The organism is Streptococcus infantis (assembly GCF_019929665.1).
Lineage (GTDB): Bacteria > Bacillota > Bacilli > Lactobacillales > Streptococcaceae > Streptococcus > Streptococcus infantis_H.
The window spans coordinates 84,703-102,166 of the sequence record NZ_JAHZPZ010000004.1 but is presented as its reverse complement, the minus strand read 5'-3'; the positions used below and the strand labels follow the sequence as shown (position 1 = coordinate 102,166).

The window sequence follows — 17,464 nt, the reverse complement described above, 5'->3', positions numbered from 1 at the left end:
TGTTCTCCTTATTTTCTACGTGTTTTCTTGTCGTCTGCGGCGTGACCTTTGTAAGTACGAGTTGGCGCAAATTCACCAAGCTTGTGACCTACCATGTCTTCTTGGATGTAAACAGGTACGTGTTTACGTCCATCATAAACTGCGATAGTGTAACCAATGAAACTTGGGAAGATCGTTGAACGACGTGACCAAGTTTTGATAACTTTTTTCTTTTCGTCGTTAGCTTGAGCTTCAACTTTTTTCATCAAATGCTCATCGACGAAAGGTCCTTTTTTAAGACTGCGTCCCATTTTATTATTTTCTCCTTTAAATATAGTACCACAGCGGCTTGCGCTCTCAAGGAACGCTACCGAGCTGGCGGATTATCTAGCGCTTAAGCGACTAATTTTAAATTATTTCTCGTTGCGACGACGAACGATAAGTTTGTCAGATTTCGCTTTCTTGTTACGAGTTTTAAGACCAAGAGCAGGTTTGCCCCATGGAGTTGATGGTGCTTTACGACCAACTGGTGCTTTACCTTCACCACCACCGTGTGGGTGATCGTTAGGGTTCATTACAGAACCACGAACTGTTGGGCGGATACCTTTCCAACGGCTACGTCCTGCTTTACCAAGGTTTACAAGTCCATGTTGTTCGTTTCCGACAACACCAACTGTAGCACGACAAGTTCCAAGGATCATACGAACTTCACCAGATTGAAGACGAACAAGAACGTATTTACCTTCTTGACCCAATACTTGAGCAGAAGCTCCAGCAGCACGTACCAATTCTCCACCACGACCTGGTTTCAATTCGATGTTGTGGATCAAAGTACCAACTGGGATGTTAGCAAGTGGAAGAGCGTTTCCGACTTTGATATCTGCTTCTGGACCTGAAACGATACGTTGACCTACTTCAAGACCTTTTGGAGCGATGATGTATGCTTTCACTCCGTCAGTGTAGTGTACAAGAGCGATGTTTGCAGAACGGTTTGGATCGTACTCGATAGTTTTAACAACTGCTTCAACATTGTCTTTGTTACGTTTGAAGTCAACCAAACGGTAGAAACGTTTGTGTCCACCACCTTGGTGACGAACTGTGATACGACCGTTGTTGTTACGACCAGCCTTGCTCTTCAATGCAACAAGCAATGATTTTTCAGGAGTGCTTGTTGTGATTTCAGCGAAATCCAAAGAAGTCATATTACGGCGACCGTTTGTTGTTGGTTTATAAACACGAATTCCCACGATATTTCCTCCTTAGATTATTCAGCTTCAGCTGCAAACAACTCGATTGCTTTTGAATCAGCTGTAAGAGTGATGATAGCTTTTTTAGTTTTGTTAGTAAAACCAGTGTAACGTCCAACACGTTTAGCTTTAGGTTTTACGTTGATTGTGTTAACATTTGCAACTTTAACACCTTCGAAAGCAGCTTCAACAGCTTGCTTGATCAAAAGTTTGTGTGCACGAGTGTCAACTTCAAATACATATTTCCCTGCTTCAAGTTGAGCCATTGAGCTTTCAGTGATAACAGGTTTTTTGATAACATCATACAAATTCATTATGCAAGAACCTCCTCGATTTTAGAGATAGCTGCTTGAGTAACAAGAAGTTTGTCACTATTTGCGATGTCAAGAACACTTGCAGTTGTAGCAGTCGCAACTTTCACGTTTGGAAGGTTACGAGCTGAGAGAGCTGCGAATTCGTTTCCTTCTTCAAGAATAACAAGGACTTTAGAATCGATGCTCAAAGCTGCAAGAACTTTTGCAAATTCAGCAGTTTTTGGAGCTGTAAATTCAAGAGAATCAACGGCTACAAATTTGTTTTCAGCAACTTTTTCTGAGTAAACAGATTTAAGCGCAAGGCGACGAACTTTTTGAGGAAGTTTGTACGCATAGCTACGTGGAGTTGGTCCGAAGACGATTCCACCACCACGCCATTGTGGAGAGCGGATAGAACCTTGACGAGCACGTCCAGTTCCTTTTTGACGCCATGGTTTGCGTCCACCACCTGAAACAGCTGAGCGGTTTTTAACTGCGTGAGTTCCTTGACGAAGGCTAGCACGTTGGCTGATGATCACATCAAACACAACAGATTGGTTTGGTTCGATACCAAAGATTGCATCGTTAAGAACAACTTCGCCCGCTTGTTTACCAGTTTGGTCGAATAATGTTACATTTGCCATTTTGACTGTATTCCCCTTTCCTTATTATTTACCAGCTTTAACTGCTGACTTGATAGTGATAAGAGATTTCTTAGCACCTGGTACGTTACCTTTGATAAGGATAACGTTCTTTTCTGGAACAACTTGTACAACTTCAAGGTTTTGAATTGTTACACGGTCGCCACCCATACGTCCTGCAAGGTTTTTACCTTTGAATACGCGGTTAGGTGCAACAGGTCCCATAGAACCTGGACGACGGTGGTAACGAGAACCGTGAGCCATAGGTCCACGTGATTGTCCGTGGCGTTTGATAACACCTTGGAAACCTTTACCTTTAGATGTACCAGTTACATCAACAATGTCTCCAGCTGCGAAAGTTTCAACTGTGATTTCAGCACCAACTTCCAAGCCTTCAACGTTTTTGAATTCACGAATGAAGCGCTTAGGAGCCGTGTTAGCTTTTGCTACATGTCCTTTAGCAGGTTTGTTGCTCAATACTTCGCGTTTGTCATCGAAACCAACTTGGATAGCGTTGTAACCATCTGTTTCAACAGTTTTAACTTGAAGAACAACGTTTGGAGTTGCTTCGATAACTGTTACAGGGATCAATTCGCCAGCTTCAGTGAAGATTTGAGTCATTCCCACTTTTTTCCCTAAGATTCCTTTTGTCATGAGAAAATAGTTCCTTTTCTATATTTTTTATTCAAAAAGTTTTTAACGAGCGTTTTTTATGCTCAAGGTTTCAAACTTTAGATTAAAGTTTGATTTCTACGTTTACACCACTTGGAAGATCCAATTTCATCAAAGCGTCAACTGTTTTTTGAGTTGGGTTGATGATATCGATCAAACGTTTGTGTGTACGCATTTCGAATTGTTCGCGAGAGTCTTTATATTTGTGAGTCGCACGAATAATTGTGTAGAGGCTACGTTCAGTTGGAAGTGGGATTGGACCTGCAACTTCTGCACCTGTGCGAGTAGCTGATTCTACGATTTTAGCAGCCGCTGTGTCAAGCGTACGGTGTTCGTAAGCTTTCAAACGGATACGGATTTTTTTGTTTGCCATCTTTTTCTCCTTTTCGTCTATTTAAGATAATAGGCTAGCTCCACAAGAAAACCGACGCGCGTTGCGTGGCAATGCAACCGAGCGTGTCGCAACCTCTCGCATCAAAGCTAAGGCTGTAATTTACAGCACCATAATAGAATAACACAAAGCCCCTGCGATTGCAAGGGATTTGACAGGATTTTTTTAATTTTTCGAATGAAACTGTTTTCTTATCGCTCCTTAGCTCAAAAAAGCATAAATGAAGAGCAAATTTTTATTTTTTCTTCTATATAATAGATACAGTTTCTGCAATTGTTTTTTTATTATCTCTTCACCTGTTCATAGCTTTCTTTTCCGTCATTAAGCTTGTCCCAAATCATCACTTGCCCACTTTTGAAGGATTTTTGCACATCGATAATTCGTTGATTGGAAGAGCCACGGAATTGAAGCATGAGATTACGCTTGCTTTTATCGTACCTTCCATCAACCAAGATATCAATCAGTGACAAGAGCTCCAGTTTATCAGGTGTCTCCAACATCATCTCTTCCCATGTGTATCCTGTCCAAGACCAAATATCTTTTTCTGGCAATTCTTTACGTATACGTTTCACGAGAGGCAAGAGGATTCCTGTATTTAGGAAGGGTTCTCCTCCTAATAAAGTCAAGCCTTGAACATAGGGTTGGGCTAGGTCTGCCATGATTTGCTCTTCCAACTCTGAGGTATAAGGTATGCCTGCGTTAAAGGACCAGGTCGCTACGTTGTAACAGCCCTCACAGTGAAACATGCAGCCGGCCACATAAAGGGAGTTGCGCACTCCCTCTCCATCGACAAAGTTAAAAGCCTTATAGTCAATGATGCGCCCCTGACTGAGTTCTTCACTCTTCCAATCGCCTGGTTTTGGTGTATTCCATGTCATGCTTTTTACTCCAAGTCTATCCAATAGCGCTCCGTTCCGTTTCGAACATCCTCCAACTCCCCACCATTAGCTAAGATAACAGCTCGACTTGCTGGGTTTTCTGTGCTACAAGTCACCAAAGCTCGTTTAATATTCTTTCCCTTAGCAACTTGTAGACCTTGTCGGAGGGATTCTTTGGCGTAGCCCTTGCCTCTTTCAGATGGACGAATGGAGTAGCCAATGTGGCCACCTACCTCCAGCAAATAGTCACTAAGACGCAATCTCAGATTGAGGAACCCTACGGCTTGTCCATCTTTTGCAAAAGCGACTAATTGAATAGCAGGCACCCACCCTTCAGGCAGATCAATCCCCATTTCCTGATCCTGATTACTTTCTAACCACTCTTCATAAACAAAATTCTCAGCATCCCAGAATCCGCCATCGTGGGCTGATTGGCTCTTTTCAAACTCTGCCATCATCTCTAAAACTGTTTCTTTATCTGCCAATGTCGGTCTGCGTAGTTCCATATTCCCCTCCCCGCTAAGAGAAAAGCGAGAGGGAACTCTCACTTTTTCTTATTCTTATTTAAAAATTGTTCTCTAAGGCTAGCTACTCGGTCTTTTTTATTGACTCCACCCTTTGAATGTTTCTCGTGGAATCGTTGAACCTGGGCCTTGCCCTTATCGTCTAATTGGTATTTTCCCATGCTATCTCTTTCTAATTTCTTACTTCATGTCCTGCTATTTTGATAGTAGAACCGTTCATATGTTTGACACGCGCAGCAATTTCCTTGTGGCGTCCATTAACCATCGGACGTGCTTGAGGATTCCCTAAATAACCACAAGTTCGTTTAACAACATCTACTGTTTTAGGATCATTATTTCCACAGTTAGGACAAGCAAAGCCTCTCTCAGTAGGTTCAAAATCTCCTTCAAAATCACACTTGTAGCAACGGTCGATCGGAGTATTGGTTCCTAGATAACCTACACGGTCGTAAGCATAATCCCAAACAGCTTCCAAAGCCTTTGGATTTTGTTGGAGAACTGGGTACTCGCAGTAGTGGATAAAGCCACCAGATGCACCCGCTTCTGGGTAGACTTTCTCAAAGTCCAATTTTTCAAAAGGTGTTGGATTTTTGCGGACATCATAATGGAAGGAATTTGTGTAGTATTCTTTATCTGTAATATCTGGAATAGAGCCAAATTTCTCCGTATCCAAGCGACAGAAGCGGTCTGTCAAACTTTCAGACGGCGTTGAATAGATAGAGAAATGGTAACCATATTGGTCAGACCATTCTTCTACTCGACGTTTCATATCGCGAATAATATCAAGGGTGAACTCTTTGGCTTCTGGATTATTTTCCCAATGATTACCAAAGAAGACTGTCGCTACTTCGTACAAGCCAATATAGCCTAGAGAGATAGTCGCACGACGATTCTTAAAGAGTTGATCAACACTTTCTTCTTTTCCAAGACGTCGACCGAAGGCACCGTATTGATAAAGAATTGGTGCATTAGCTGGAGTGGCTTCCTTGGTTCTTTCCACACGGTAAACCAAGGCATCTTCCGCGATATTCATACGCTCATTGAAGATTTCCCAGAACTTGTTCATGTCGCCTTCGGATTCAAGAGCGATACGAGGAAGGTTGACTGTCACGACCCCTAGGTTCATACGGCCCGAATTGACTTCTACTCCATTTTCATCCTTCCATCCTTGAAGGAATGAACGGCATCCCATCGGAACCTTGAAAGAACCAGTCAACTCGACAATCTTATCATAAGACAAGACATCCGGGTACATACGCTTAGTTGCACACTCAAGAGCCAACTGCTTAATATCGTAGTTAGGCGAACCTTCCTCCAAGTTAAGTCCTCTTTTAAGAGTAAAGATGAGCTTAGGGAAGATTGCTGTACGATGTTCTGAACCCAGCCCCTTGATACGAATGTTCAGAATTGCCTTTTGAATTTCACGTTCAAAACGACTGGTTCCTAGACCGAAACCAAGAGAGGTAAATGGCGTTTGCCCATTTGATGTAAAGAGGGTATTAATCTCGTACTCTAGAGATTGCATGGCATCGTAGATGTCTTTTTGGGTTTTCTTCCAGGCATATTCTTGGCGCTTGTCAGGCAGAACCCATTCCTCCGCATCCTTGAGGTGCTTTTGGTAATTTTTCTCTGCATAAGGAGCCAATACTTCATCGATACGGTCAGCTGAACAGCCCCCGTACTGGCTAGAAGCAACGTTGGCGATGATTTGTGAAATCTGTGCTGTCGCAGTTTGGATAGACTTGGGACTCTCTACCTCAGCATTCCCAATCTTAAAACCATTTTCCAGCATTCCCTTGAAATCAATCAAACAGCAGTTGGTCATAGGGGTATAGGGACTGTAGTCCAAATCATGATAGTGGATATCCCCTTTTTGATGGGCATTAGCCACATGTTTAGGCAGCATTTGAAGTCCGATGGATTTCCCAACAATCCCTGCCGTCAAATCACGCTGGGTATTAAAAACATCACTATCCTTATTGGCATTTTCATTGACAACTGCCTGATCTTTATTGAGAAGTTTATGAATACTAAAGTTGATATCTGTCGCTTTTGAGCGCTCAAAATCCCTTTGAGTCCGATAGGTGATATACTCCTCGGCCAAGGCGTATTCTTTAGCTTCCAACAATTCGTGTTCTACGATATTTTGGATTTCATAGATTTTTACACCTTGTGGGAAACGGCTATGAATTTCTTCAACGATACGTTCAACTAGGGTACTAAGTCGTTTTTCGACTAAAGGGGTTACATCCATAACCTTTTCAGCAGCCTTATGAAGCGCTTTGTCAATCTTGTCTACATCAAAAATTACACGTCTGCCGTCACGTTTTTCGACGAATAAAGTCGGATCAGGGACAGCCTTCTCTTCCAATACAATCATATCCATACCCTTTTCTTAAATATAATATTGATTCTAAAAAGTATTATATCACTAAAAAAATAAAAATCAATATCTTGTGTTAAAAAATAAATTTTTTTTAAAATTACACAAGATATTGATAGTTTTTATTTTAATTTATAGAGTTTAAAATCTTTGAATTCACTTTGAACCGCTTGATAATTTTCAGCTAAGAGCTGCTCAACTTCTGTCCATAGACTTGTTTTTGTATTCACTACAATCATCTTTGGTTGATTATCTCTCAGATCATTAACAAGTTTGGTACGATTTGCATCAAGTCCTGTATGCAATCTAGGTGAAAGCAACTGACTCGCAGCTAAACGTTCACTAGCCTTATAACTACTTGTCAGATTATCCCAAACATAGATACGATCTGTAGCTTGAGTTTCCCCTTTGACCTTAGTTTCGATGGCTGTACGTTCTTGATATAGTTCTGCATGAAGTAAATATCGTGATACTACAGGTGCTAAGAATAGGTAAGCAAGAGCTAAGATTGGTAGATAGACATTTCCTTTTACAAAAGCTCCCCATACCGAAGTTTCTTCTCTAGATCGTCTACGGCGATTCTCTCCTTCTGGCTTCTCTGTAGGAATTCGTGTCAGCAAAAGAAGCGATAAGAAAGGAAGGAACTCAATCATACGACTACCATTGATAAGATCTGTAGAAAAAATCTCTAAAATTAATACCAAAATGACAGCTATTGAAGCAGAGATTGATAAGACTGACTGTTTCAATGGTTTAGATTGGAAGAGACCTGTAAATGCTAGCGTCAATGCTCCAAGAGCAATTGCCAACAATCCATAGAAAAGAAGATTGTCTAACAAACTTGGATTAGATGCAAAACTCAAACTATCTACTGGGTAGAGGATTTGACTAATGGCATTTCCAAAGCTGCCTTTATAAGCTGTGTAGTATCCAATTGGATAAAAGAAGATTGAAAAACCAAGGCCCGCTGCAAAAAATTGATAGAGACCATGATTCAAGTTATTGCGACCAACATTAAAAGCTGTTAGAGCAAAAAACAAAACAAATCCATACAAAACTGTGACCAAGGGCGCAAAGAAAAATGCTAGAGCCAAGCTAGTTCCAATCCGGATAAATCCTTTGTCATGACTTGGTTCTGCCAAATAAGCTGTTACTAAACTCAAGGCATAGAACAAGAATGGGAGGGCTAGAATAGTTGCATATCCTCCACCAAAACTAAGAGCACTAGCCAGGACATAAAAGACCGTCAACACTTGTTGCGATTGCTTGTTTTGTTCCGTCAGATTGTAAGCCGAACGGAAAAGAAAGAATCCCGCGCCTACTAAGGCCAACCAATTAAAAACAGCAAACAAAATACTGCCCTGGGTTAAATACTGTAAAAAGTAATAGAGGAGACCACTAGTTCCAAAATAATCTGTGTAGATATCTCCGTTCTGATGCATAGCCCATCCAATATAAAAATCCTGAGACTGCTCCGGACTTATTAACCCTAAGAAGAAGGGTAAAATTACGGACACAAGGACTACTAGAGTACTCAAAAAGAGGATATTCAAAAATGGTAAGCGGGCAGGCTGACGAGTTTCAACCTCGAGTTGCTCCTCATTTTCTACTGGAGCATCCTGACTTCCCATCCAAGTTGGAGTTGGTTCGTCTTCTAATCTGCCATATACGTTCATTCGCTCTCTCCTATATTTTAATTTGTTCTAGTATATCAAAAAGTCTAGTTCTTGTCAGCCTTTGGCGGACGTTCGCTCAACTTTTCAGACAAGGTAACAAAGCGCTCAATCTCATAAAAACGATGATATGAAACTCTTTTATAGCGGTCTAAAAAATTTTTTTCTTCCACTGTTAGCATAGTCATTTCTCCTTTTCTCTTAATTCGAAAAATGAAGAAAAAACTAAAAAGCTGAATTCTCAAAATGAGAATTTAGCTTTTTATTTTTAGTCAGCTTTCTTTTCTAAGTTTTTAGAAATGCTTCGATTTTTACCTTCTAAATACACCATAAGAATGGAAATATCTGCTGGGTTTACACCTGAAATACGGCTAGCTTGGCCGATGGTTTCTGGATTGATGAGCTTGAACTTCTGACGAGCTTCAGTCGCGATAGAGTCAATATCATCCCAGTCAATATTCGCTGGAATTCGTTTTTCTTCCATGCGTTTCATCTTGGCAACCTGATCCATGGCTTTTGAGATATAGCCTTCGTACTTGATTTCTGTTTCAATCAATTCGATAATCTTGTCATCTAACTCTTCAGCAGCAGGTCCGATGAAAGCCACCACATCTTGGTAAGAGACTTCTGGACGACGAAGAAATTCCTTGGCTGTCACCGCATCTGTCAAGGGCTTGAAGCCCATCTCCTCAACCTTAGCATTTGTTTCCTTGACTGGCTTGAGTTTGATGCTGTCTAAACGCTTCATTTCATTTTCAAATTGATTTTTCTTGATTTCAAAACGAGCCCAACGTTCATCGTCAACAAGCCCAATCTCGCGCCCCATCTCAGTCAAACGCATATCGGCATTGTCATGACGGAGAATGAGGCGGTATTCTGCACGACTAGTTAACAGACGGTAAGGTTCAATGGTCCCCTTAGTTACCAAGTCATCAATCATCACTCCGATATAACCGTCACTGCGCTTCAAAATTAACTCAGGCTTGCCTTGGATTTTCAGAGCTGCGTTGATACCCGCGATAATCCCTTGGCCTGCTGCCTCTTCGTAACCAGATGTACCATTTGTCTGACCAGCTGTGAAAAGTCCTGAGATTTTCTTGGTTTCAAGCGTTGCACGCAACTGATGAGGCAAGACCATGTCGTACTCGATAGCATAACCTGTACGCATCATCTCTGCATTTTCCAAACCTTTGATAGAATGAACCAAGTCACGTTGGACATCCTCAGGAAGACTGGTTGAGAGACCTTGCACATAAACTTCTTCTGTGTTTCGTCCTTCTGGCTCAAGGAAAAGCTGGTGGCGTTCCTTGTCTGCAAAACGCACAATCTTGTCCTCAATCGACGGACAGTAACGAGGTCCCACTCCCTTAACCACACCTGTAAACATAGGCGCACGATGGAGGTTGTTTTGGATAATCTCATGGCTGGTACCATTGGTATATGTCAACCAGCACGGCACTTGATCTTTGACATAATCTTCATCACGTGAAGTGTAAGAGAAGTGATTTGGTGCTTCATCTCCTGGCTGAATCTCTGTCACATCGTAGTTGATAGAGGAAGCCTTGACACGTGGAGGCGTTCCTGTCTTGAAACGACCGATTTCAAGTCCAAGTTCCTTGAGATTATCAGCTAGGTTAATAGAAGCTAGGCTGTGGTTTGGCCCTGATGAGTACTTGAGATCTCCGATGATGATTTCCCCACGAAGGGCTGTCCCTGTGGTTACGATAACAGCCTTGGCAGCATACTCTTGATGGGTAGCTGTACGAACACCGACAACCTTGCCATCTTCCACCAAAATCTCATCAATCATGGTTTGACGAAGGGTGAGGTTGTCTTGGTTTTCAACCGTCTTGCGCATTTCCTTAGAGTAAAGTTCCTTATCAGCTTGTGCACGAAGGGCACGGACAGCTGGCCCCTTCCCAGTGTTGAGCATCTTCATCTGGATGTAGCTCTTGTCAATGGTTTTCGCCATTTCACCACCAAGGGCATCTACCTCACGCACGACAATCCCTTTAGCGGAACCACCAATAGACGGATTACATGGCATGAAAGCCAACATTTCAATGTTGATGGTCGCAAGCAAGACCTTACAACCCATACGGCTGGCTGCTAGTGAAGCTTCGACCCCCGCATGTCCCGCACCGATTACAATAATATCGTATTCTTCCGTAAAATTATAAGTCATTTTCTCTCCTATTCCTCAAAATGAATGTGTCTTAGTTGGCCCTCCCAAGCTGGTAGAGCTGTTTTTAAAAAGGCTGGAACTAGTTGGAAATCCTCAAGCTTGTCCAAGTCAATCCACTCACAAGGTTGCCTTTTCTCATCTTCCTGCATGGTCAATGGGGCATCCTCAAGTAAATCCACCAGATAATGAAACTCGATGTTGTGAAAATAGACACCATCTTCTTCAAAACGATTTTCAACCACGAAAGCTAGCTGCCCAGCTTGAGCTTTGACACCCAATTCTTCCCTCACTTCACGGACTAGGGCGTCTTCCGTGCTTTCATTTACTTGGATCGCACCGCCGATAGTGTAATACTTGCCCTTATCTTTGGTGACTAGGAGCTTGCGGTTTTGAAGAATCAAAGCTGTCGCTCGAACGCCAAAAACCGTATTCCCCACTTTTGTCCGAAAGTCTTGCTGAGTCATTCTTGTCCTTTCCCTTAAACGACACAAAAACAGTCAAAACTCGTAAGAAGTGCAGGACAAAAAAGCCTGCAACATCCATGAGCTTTGACCATCATTTCTATTGCTGTTATTATTGTAGCAAATTGAGAACATTTGTCAATCTAAATGTACTGACAAACCTTGCCATCACGGTAAGCATTATCAATCAAACCACCACCGAGACATTCTTCACCGTCGTAAAAGACAACTGCCTGTCCTGGTGTAATGGCGCGCTGTGGCTCCGCAAAGATGACCTCTGCCTTATCCCCTTTGACATGTACAGTCACTTTAGAGTCAGGCTGACGATAGCGGAATTTAGCCGTGCATTCTAGCGTAAATTCCTCTGGCATATTACGAGTAAAGTGGACCTGACTGGCTTCTAAGCTAGTTGACATAAGCGAGTCATGGTAGAATCCTTGGCCTACATAGAGAATATTCTGACTCAGGTCTTTCCCAACAACAAACCAAGGGGCATTATCACCGCCGTGTTGCCCACCGATACCGAGTCCACCACGCTGACCGATCGTATAGTACATTAGACCAGCATGCTCGCCCATATCGCGTCCATCCACAGTCATCATACGCCCAGGTTGAGCTGGTAAGTAGTTGCTGAGAAATTCTTTAAAGTTCTTTTCTCCGATAAAGCAAATTCCTGTTGAATCTTTCTTCTTAGCAGTCGCAAGGCCTGCTTCTTCTGCTAGTCTTCGAACTTCAGGCTTTTCCAAATGTCCCAATGGGAACATAGTCTTTTGTAATTGTTCTTGTGAAAGTTGGCTGAGGAAATAGGTCTGGTCTTTGCCATTGTCCACGCCACGAAGCATGTGAACGATACCATCCTCATCACGCGACACACGGGCATAGTGCCCAGTCGCTACATAGTCTGCTCCCAAGGTCATAGCATAGTCCAAAAAGGCCTTAAACTTGATTTCCTTGTTACACATAACGTCTGGATTTGGCGTGCGTCCTGCACGGTATTCCGCTAGAAAGTACTCAAAAACGCGGTCCCAGTACTCTTTTTCAAAGTTGACAGAGTAGTAAGGGATGCCAAGTTGGTCTGCTACCGCAGCCACATCCTTGTAATCTTCGGTCGCCGTACAGACGCCGTTTTCATCTGTGTCGTCCCAGTTCTTCATGAAGATGCCAATTACATCGTAGCCCTGCTCCTTGAGCAAAAGAGCCGTCACCGACGAATCAACACCACCACTCATCCCCACGACAACACGTGTTTTAGAGTTATCACTCATGGTAGTTCTCCCATCTATTCGTTTATTCACGATTGAAGGTCGTGTTTGCTATCACGATTGAAGGTCGTTTGAGCAGTTTTCATTATAACATGCTTAGATAGAGAAGACAAGAAAGATGCTGACAAACTATCAACCTCTTCTGTCAATACATGAAGATAGGATACAAAAAATTCAATCCATTCCTAAATCTCTATTCTCTTTAAAAACTTATTTTTAAAATCAACTAAAAATGATATACTTTAATAAGGAGGAATGCGCACATGATTCCATATATACACCATCATCCATGTGCGTAGAACTAATGTGAACAACTACAAAGATATTCTAAAATCAAAAAATACTATTTTTATTATTACACTTATTGCAGGTATTGGACTTTTGACAGGCTTAGTCCTCCATCAAGAAAAAATCCAAGCAGAGAGAGGGAATGTTGCTCTCATCAAACAACAAAAAAATCAACAAGATGTCGAACAAGTAAAAAACGCCATTAAAGACTTCAATATTGATTCTGAAACCATTATAGAAGATTGGAAAAAAATTCAAGAATTAAAACCAACTACTGATGAAGGCAAAAAGACATTAGCAGACTTTCTCGCTTCTACTGCCGATAAAGTCACAAATCATTATAGTGAAAAAGCTTTGAAATTAGATATAAAGGATTCTGATAGCCAGTTTCAAGATAAACAAACACTTGAGACAGCCATCACTTCCTTGCAAAAAATAATAGACATCATTAAAAACATTAATTCTGCCAGCGACCAAGTTGCTCTTGAAGAAAAGATAAAACCAATTCAAGAACTAATCTCTAAATTCCAAAAACAAGTTGAAGTCTTGACCAAAAAAGAAGAAGAAAAAACTACCCAAACAGAAACGACTACTAGAGATGCCGGAATAGAAGCCAGCCGTTCAGAAGATAGTAGCTATATTCAAAGCTATCCAGAAACAAATGGAAGCATATCTAATTCCCAAGCACCTGCAGCTGAGCAGTCTTCATCTGGTAGTACAAGTAGTGGAGGAGATAATAGCGCTAATACAGGAGGTCAAACTGCTGATTCTTCAGGTTCTCAATCAGAGTCTAATAGCGTTACAACCAGTTCGTCTAACTAATAATCTAGATGGCGAAATCCCATAAACTTGTAAGCCCTCAACACCAATGTTTATAATGATCTCTCATCAAATGCAAACACACAAAAAGAGCCTAAACGGCTCTTTTTTAGGGCTCTATGATATTGGTAGCAGGTAAATTCCCTATAGATATTATGGAGCCAATTATTGATAAAAACTTTAGTCATCTTCGTCTCTATAAAGATATTTTCTATACATATCAAAATTAATGCCCATATCGTACTAAGAGCTATAATAATAGAATTTATTGGATTTATTTCATGTCCAATCACTAGTCCAATTATTGGACTAGTAGACATGCTTAGATATAATAAAAATGACAAAAAATGATGTTGCTGTTGAATCTCTCAACTCTTTATCTTTACAATGGTGATAAGTTACTTTGCAAACAGCTTTGCTACACTCTCTTGTAGGAAGCAAAAATAAGCAAACAGTATGACACACTTGCGTTTTCCTATATTCGTATAGGCATTTGTACTAATGATGTTCAGTTGATACAAAATGGACTCTCCTTAGCTAAGCTAGTAGAAGATGAACACTTACTAACAGAACTAGAGCGAGAAGTTGATATCTTTGTAAACAAAAAAGAAAGTCATTGAGACTTTCTTTTCTATATCTTCTTAGTACCAACCGTTGTTAAGCCAGAAGTTCTTAGCAGCTGTCCATGAACCATAACGTCCTGCAACATAAGCGTCTGCTACACGTTCTTGATTTTCAGCTGAGTAGTCGCCGTTCAAGTAAGAATCTGTCAATTGGTAACGTCCGATGTAACGTCCGTTTGTCGCTGTGTAGCTACCGCCTGATTCTTTTTGAGCGATCCATTCTTTCGCTTCTGCTTCAGATCCGCTTACAGTTGCAGCTGGAGCTGGAGCTGGAGCTGAGTAGCTTTCTGCTGCTGCAGGTGCTGAAGCTGGAGCTTCGTAAGTTTCTTCATATGTAGTTTCTTCTACAACAGTTTCAGCAACTGCTGGAGTTTCTTCAACTTCTGCTACAGGAGCTTCTGTTGTTGTAGTTTCAGCAACTGGAGCTGCCCCATCAATAACCAATACTTGGTCAATAAAGATAAGGTCAACATTTTTAATGTTGTTCAATTTAGCTAATTTTTCAACTGTTGTATTGTAGGTCTCAGCAATTTCTGAAAGAGTATCTCCAGGTTTAACTGTATAAGTTTTTGTTTCTTGTGCAAAAGTAAGTGATGGTGCAAGGAAAGCAAGTACAACTGCAAATCCTGCAAGTTTAGTCTTAATGTTTAATTTCATTTAAAAAAGTTCTCCTTCTTTCTTATACTACCATGATACCTTTCTAATGTTACTATTTGTTAACGAATTTGTGTAGAAATATTACAAAACTGTGATTTATTTACTTAAAAAAGCCACTTTTTGTTACAAAACCCTTGTTATAAAAGCTTTTTAATCTTTTTATATATTTCAGAAAGTAATTAAGCACTTACATCTAATCTTTGCTATAATAGAAGTAAGAATCTTTTTAAGGGGAAACAGATGCAATCACTTCGTTTTCAATCTGTCTTTGATATCATTGGACCAGTCATGATTGGGCCATCTAGTAGTCACACGGCAGGAGCTGTTCGTATCGGTAAAATCGTTTCATCTATCTTTGATGATACTCCTACCGAGGTTGAATTCCAGCTTTTTAACTCTTTTGCAAAAACCTATCGTGGACACGGGACAGACCTTGCCCTTGTAGCTGGTATTTTGGGAATGGATACGGATGATCCTGAAATTCCAAATAGTTTAGAAATTGCCCACAAGCGTGGCATTAAAATCGTGTGGACCATCCAAAAGGACAGTAATGCTCCCCACCCAAATACTACGAAAATCACTGTTAAGAACGATCGTAAGACTATCAGCGTAACAGGAATTTCAATCGGCGGTGGAAATATCCAGGTGACAGAATTAAATGGTTTTGCCGTATCTCTCAACATGAACACCCCTACCATCATCATCGTTCATCAAGATGTTCCAGGTATGATTGCTCATGTGACAGAAGCACTTTCTCGCTTTGGCATCAACATCGCCCAAATGAATGTAACTCGAGAAAAAGCTGGCGAGAAAGCCATCATGATTATCGAAGTTGATAGTCGTAACTGCGAAGAATCTATCGAAGAGATTCGGAAAATTCCTCATTTGCACAATGTCAACTTCTTTCAATAGGAGAAAATATGTTTTACTCTATCAAAGAATTAGTCGAACAAGCCGAACTTGACTTCCAAGGAAATGTTGCTGAGCTCATGATTAGGACTGAGTATGAGCTAACTGGTCGTGAGCGTGAGGAAGTTCTCCTCCTCATGGAGCGTAACCTTGAAGTCATGAAAGCTTCCGTCGAGCTTGGTCTCAGCGAAAAGAAATCTCGTAGTGGTCTAACAGGTGGTGATGCAGCTAAACTCGACCACTACATCAAAAAAGGAAAGACCTTATCAGACTTCACTGTCTTGTCTGCCGCTCGTAACGCCATTGCCGTTAATGAGCACAATGCCAAGATGGGCCTTGTCTGTGCAACACCGACTGCAGGTAGTGCAGGTTGTCTTCCTGCAGTTCTCACATCTGCTATTCAAAAGTTAAATTTAACGCATGAACAACAACTAGATTTTCTCTTTGCTGCTGGTGCTTTTGGGCTCGTCCTTGCTAATAACGCTTCTATCTCGGGAGCTGAAGGAGGCTGTCAAGCCGAAGTTGGATCTGCCTCTGCCATGAGCGCTGCTGCCCTAACTCTAGCTGCAGGTGGAACTCCTTATCAAGCGAGTCAGGCTATTGCCTTCGTTATTAAAAATATGCTGGGTCTTATCTGCGATCCCGTTGCAGGTTTGGTTGAAGTCCCATGTGTTAAGCGTAATGCCATGGGAGCAAGCTTCGCCTTCATCGCAGCTGATATGGCTTTAGCTGGTATTGAATCAAAAATCCCAGTTGACGAAGTCATTGATGCCATGTACCAAGTAGGCTCTAGCCTCCCAACTGCCTTTCGTGAAACTGCCGAAGGTGGTCTTGCAGCCACACCGACAGGCCGTCGCCTGCAAAAAGAAATCTTCGGCGAATAATTTCAAGATTACTAGGAGAATCAATGTCATCCCTATCAGCCATCTTTTTCGACTTAGATGGAACCCTTGTGGACAGCTCGATCGGTATTCACAATGGCTTCACCTATACTTTTGAACAACTGGGAGTCCCTAGTCCAGATGCAAAAACCATCCGTGGTTTTATGGGACCTCCTTTGGAAACTAGTTTCGCTAGTTGCTTACCAACTGAGCAGATTGAGCTAGCTATCCAGCTTTATCGTTCTTACTATAAGGAAAAAGGAGTTTACGAAGCCCAACTATTTCCACGAATCAAGGAACTACTCACTGAACTAGCCCAACAGTATCCTCTCTATATCACGACAACAAAAAATACTCCGACAGCAGTCCATATGACAGCTAATTTTGAAATCGATCACTTCTTTGACGGCATCTATGGTTCAAGTCCTCAAGCGGTGCATAAGGCAGATGTCATTCGTCAAGCTTTGGCAACTCATAAATTGGACCCAGAAAAAGTGGTCCTTATCGGAGATACTAAGTTTGATATGATTAGTGCCCAAGAAACTGGCATTAAAAAACTAGCGGTTACTTGGGGATTTGGTGACGAGAAGGACCTCATGACCTATCAACCTGACTGGGTCGCACATCAACCAGCAGACATTTTACGTCAACTATAATTGAAACCCTAAACAAAAAACACTCCAATTTAATTGGGGTGT

At 41.5% G+C, this 17,464-nt stretch carries 20 protein-coding genes and 1 pseudogene; 4 read left to right on the top strand and 17 right to left on the bottom strand.

Features of this window, described 5'->3' with window-relative positions:
• Nucleotides 1-8: 8 nt before the first annotated feature.
• The 15 genes from rpsS to mnmA all read right to left on the bottom strand — a co-directional run bounded on the left by rpsS (nt 9) and on the right by mnmA (nt 12,592).
• On the bottom strand, nt 9-290 hold the full coding sequence (gene rpsS, locus K1I61_RS07490; protein ID WP_000533766.1) for a 30S ribosomal protein S19: 282 nt from the start codon (nt 288-290) through the stop codon (nt 9-11).
• A 102-nt stretch (nt 291-392) separates the two neighbouring features.
• Nucleotides 393-1,226 carry a 50S ribosomal protein L2 gene (gene rplB, locus K1I61_RS07485; RefSeq protein WP_000512910.1) on the bottom strand — a complete coding sequence of 278 codons (834 nt, stop codon included), beginning with the start codon at nt 1,224-1,226 and terminating at the stop codon, nt 393-395.
• Between the two features lie 17 nt (nt 1,227-1,243).
• Nucleotides 1,244-1,540, bottom strand: coding sequence for a 50S ribosomal protein L23 (locus K1I61_RS07480; protein WP_001055347.1), 297 nt, complete (start codon nt 1,538-1,540; stop codon nt 1,244-1,246).
• Complete coding sequence (gene rplD / locus K1I61_RS07475) at nt 1,540-2,163, bottom strand: 50S ribosomal protein L4 (RefSeq protein ID WP_000024549.1); 624 nt, start codon at nt 2,161-2,163, stop codon at nt 1,540-1,542. Before rplD ends, K1I61_RS07480 begins: the two co-directional genes overlap by 1 nt.
• Nucleotides 2,164-2,187: 24 nt before the next feature.
• A complete protein-coding gene (rplC, locus tag K1I61_RS07470) occupies nt 2,188-2,814 on the bottom strand; it encodes a 50S ribosomal protein L3 (protein WP_004251088.1) in 627 nt (208 codons plus the stop codon).
• Between the two features lie 82 nt (nt 2,815-2,896).
• The gene (rpsJ, locus tag K1I61_RS07465; RefSeq protein WP_001284511.1) at nt 2,897-3,205 is read right to left on the bottom strand and encodes a 30S ribosomal protein S10; all 309 of its coding nucleotides are present in this window, start codon (nt 3,203-3,205) and stop codon (nt 2,897-2,899) included.
• 302 nt (nt 3,206-3,507) lie between these two features.
• Nucleotides 3,508-4,101 (bottom strand): anaerobic ribonucleoside-triphosphate reductase activating protein, encoded by a 594-nt coding sequence (gene nrdG / locus K1I61_RS07460; protein ID WP_006153407.1) that lies wholly within the window; start codon nt 4,099-4,101, stop codon nt 3,508-3,510.
• A 5-nt stretch (nt 4,102-4,106) separates the two neighbouring features.
• Entirely contained in the window at nt 4,107-4,607 is a 501-nt protein-coding gene (locus tag K1I61_RS07455) for a GNAT family N-acetyltransferase (protein WP_223334474.1), read from the bottom strand.
• 38 nt (nt 4,608-4,645) lie between these two features.
• Nucleotides 4,646-4,786 carry a hypothetical protein gene (locus tag K1I61_RS07450; RefSeq protein WP_101770863.1) on the bottom strand — a complete coding sequence of 47 codons (141 nt, stop codon included), beginning with the start codon at nt 4,784-4,786 and terminating at the stop codon, nt 4,646-4,648.
• A gap of 11 nt (nt 4,787-4,797) precedes the next feature.
• Nucleotides 4,798-7,005 carry an anaerobic ribonucleoside-triphosphate reductase gene (nrdD, locus tag K1I61_RS07445; protein ID WP_223334500.1) on the bottom strand — a complete coding sequence of 736 codons (2,208 nt, stop codon included), beginning with the start codon at nt 7,003-7,005 and terminating at the stop codon, nt 4,798-4,800.
• Nucleotides 7,006-7,130: 125 nt separating this feature from the next.
• The gene (locus tag K1I61_RS07440) at nt 7,131-8,684 is read right to left on the bottom strand and encodes a damage-inducible protein CinA (protein WP_223334472.1); all 1,554 of its coding nucleotides are present in this window, start codon (nt 8,682-8,684) and stop codon (nt 7,131-7,133) included.
• Nucleotides 8,685-8,728: 44 nt separating this feature from the next.
• Complete coding sequence (locus K1I61_RS08995) at nt 8,729-8,863, bottom strand: hypothetical protein (RefSeq protein WP_024054483.1); 135 nt, start codon at nt 8,861-8,863, stop codon at nt 8,729-8,731.
• Between the two features lie 86 nt (nt 8,864-8,949).
• The gene (gene mnmG, locus K1I61_RS07435) at nt 8,950-10,866 is read right to left on the bottom strand and encodes a tRNA uridine-5-carboxymethylaminomethyl(34) synthesis enzyme MnmG (RefSeq protein ID WP_223334470.1); all 1,917 of its coding nucleotides are present in this window, start codon (nt 10,864-10,866) and stop codon (nt 8,950-8,952) included.
• Nucleotides 10,867-10,874: 8 nt separating this feature from the next.
• Complete coding sequence (locus K1I61_RS07430) at nt 10,875-11,330, bottom strand: NUDIX hydrolase (RefSeq protein ID WP_223334468.1); 456 nt, start codon at nt 11,328-11,330, stop codon at nt 10,875-10,877.
• 140 nt (nt 11,331-11,470) lie between these two features.
• The gene (gene mnmA / locus K1I61_RS07425) at nt 11,471-12,592 is read right to left on the bottom strand and encodes a tRNA 2-thiouridine(34) synthase MnmA (protein WP_223334466.1); all 1,122 of its coding nucleotides are present in this window, start codon (nt 12,590-12,592) and stop codon (nt 11,471-11,473) included.
• Between the two features lie 303 nt (nt 12,593-12,895).
• Between mnmA and K1I61_RS07420 the strand changes: the two genes are divergently transcribed.
• On the top strand, nt 12,896-13,699 hold the full coding sequence (locus K1I61_RS07420) for a hypothetical protein (protein ID WP_006149033.1): 804 nt from the start codon (nt 12,896-12,898) through the stop codon (nt 13,697-13,699).
• A gap of 177 nt (nt 13,700-13,876) precedes the next feature.
• On the opposite strand, the pseudogene K1I61_RS09050 reads toward K1I61_RS07420, so the two are convergent.
• A pseudogene (locus K1I61_RS09050) lies at nt 13,877-14,061 on the bottom strand (hypothetical protein).
• A gap of 276 nt (nt 14,062-14,337) precedes the next feature.
• Nucleotides 14,338-14,976 carry an aggregation-promoting factor gene (gene apf / locus K1I61_RS07415; protein ID WP_223334464.1) on the bottom strand — a complete coding sequence of 213 codons (639 nt, stop codon included), beginning with the start codon at nt 14,974-14,976 and terminating at the stop codon, nt 14,338-14,340.
• A gap of 240 nt (nt 14,977-15,216) precedes the next feature.
• Between apf and sdaAB the strand changes: the two genes are divergently transcribed.
• Genes sdaAB through K1I61_RS07400 form a run of 3 tightly spaced genes read left to right on the top strand, consistent with a single transcriptional unit; the run spans nt 15,217 to nt 17,422 of the window.
• On the top strand, nt 15,217-15,888 hold the full coding sequence (gene sdaAB, locus K1I61_RS07410) for an L-serine ammonia-lyase, iron-sulfur-dependent subunit beta (protein ID WP_004251057.1): 672 nt from the start codon (nt 15,217-15,219) through the stop codon (nt 15,886-15,888).
• A gap of 8 nt (nt 15,889-15,896) precedes the next feature.
• The gene (sdaAA, locus tag K1I61_RS07405; protein WP_223334462.1) at nt 15,897-16,769 is read left to right on the top strand and encodes an L-serine ammonia-lyase, iron-sulfur-dependent, subunit alpha; all 873 of its coding nucleotides are present in this window, start codon (nt 15,897-15,899) and stop codon (nt 16,767-16,769) included.
• Nucleotides 16,770-16,792: 23 nt separating this feature from the next.
• Complete coding sequence (locus K1I61_RS07400; protein WP_223334460.1) at nt 16,793-17,422, top strand: HAD hydrolase-like protein; 630 nt, start codon at nt 16,793-16,795, stop codon at nt 17,420-17,422.
• The last annotated feature ends 42 nt before the right edge of the window (nt 17,423-17,464 follow it).

What these genes read in the sequence shown, in the direction of transcription:
- rpsS (WP_000533766.1), bottom strand. Translation starts at nt 290, where the DNA reads ATGGGACGCAGTCTTAAAAAAGGACCTTTCGTCGATGAGCATTTGATG.
- K1I61_RS07480 (WP_001055347.1), bottom strand. Translation starts at nt 1,540, where the DNA reads ATGAATTTGTATGATGTTATCAAAAAACCTGTTATCACTGAAAGCTCA.
- rplD (WP_000024549.1), bottom strand. Translation starts at nt 2,163, where the DNA reads ATGGCAAATGTAACATTATTCGACCAAACTGGTAAACAAGCGGGCGAA.
- rplC (WP_004251088.1), bottom strand. Translation starts at nt 2,814, where the DNA reads ATGACAAAAGGAATCTTAGGGAAAAAAGTGGGAATGACTCAAATCTTC.
- rpsJ (WP_001284511.1), bottom strand. Translation starts at nt 3,205, where the DNA reads ATGGCAAACAAAAAAATCCGTATCCGTTTGAAAGCTTACGAACACCGT.
- nrdG (WP_006153407.1), bottom strand. Translation starts at nt 4,101, where the DNA reads ATGACATGGAATACACCAAAACCAGGCGATTGGAAGAGTGAAGAACTC.
- K1I61_RS07455 (WP_223334474.1), bottom strand. Translation starts at nt 4,607, where the DNA reads ATGGAACTACGCAGACCGACATTGGCAGATAAAGAAACAGTTTTAGAG.
- K1I61_RS07450 (WP_101770863.1), bottom strand. Translation starts at nt 4,786, where the DNA reads ATGGGAAAATACCAATTAGACGATAAGGGCAAGGCCCAGGTTCAACGA.
- nrdD (WP_223334500.1), bottom strand. Translation starts at nt 7,005, where the DNA reads ATGATTGTATTGGAAGAGAAGGCTGTCCCTGATCCGACTTTATTCGTC.
- K1I61_RS07440 (WP_223334472.1), bottom strand. Translation starts at nt 8,684, where the DNA reads ATGAACGTATATGGCAGATTAGAAGACGAACCAACTCCAACTTGGATG.
- K1I61_RS08995 (WP_024054483.1), bottom strand. Translation starts at nt 8,863, where the DNA reads ATGCTAACAGTGGAAGAAAAAAATTTTTTAGACCGCTATAAAAGAGTT.
- mnmG (WP_223334470.1), bottom strand. Translation starts at nt 10,866, where the DNA reads ATGACTTATAATTTTACGGAAGAATACGATATTATTGTAATCGGTGCG.
- K1I61_RS07430 (WP_223334468.1), bottom strand. Translation starts at nt 11,330, where the DNA reads ATGACTCAGCAAGACTTTCGGACAAAAGTGGGGAATACGGTTTTTGGC.
- mnmA (WP_223334466.1), bottom strand. Translation starts at nt 12,592, where the DNA reads ATGAGTGATAACTCTAAAACACGTGTTGTCGTGGGGATGAGTGGTGGT.
- apf (WP_223334464.1), bottom strand. Translation starts at nt 14,976, where the DNA reads ATGAAATTAAACATTAAGACTAAACTTGCAGGATTTGCAGTTGTACTT.
- sdaAB (WP_004251057.1), top strand. Translation starts at nt 15,217, where the DNA reads ATGCAATCACTTCGTTTTCAATCTGTCTTTGATATCATTGGACCAGTC.
- sdaAA (WP_223334462.1), top strand. Translation starts at nt 15,897, where the DNA reads ATGTTTTACTCTATCAAAGAATTAGTCGAACAAGCCGAACTTGACTTC.
- K1I61_RS07400 (WP_223334460.1), top strand. Translation starts at nt 16,793, where the DNA reads ATGTCATCCCTATCAGCCATCTTTTTCGACTTAGATGGAACCCTTGTG.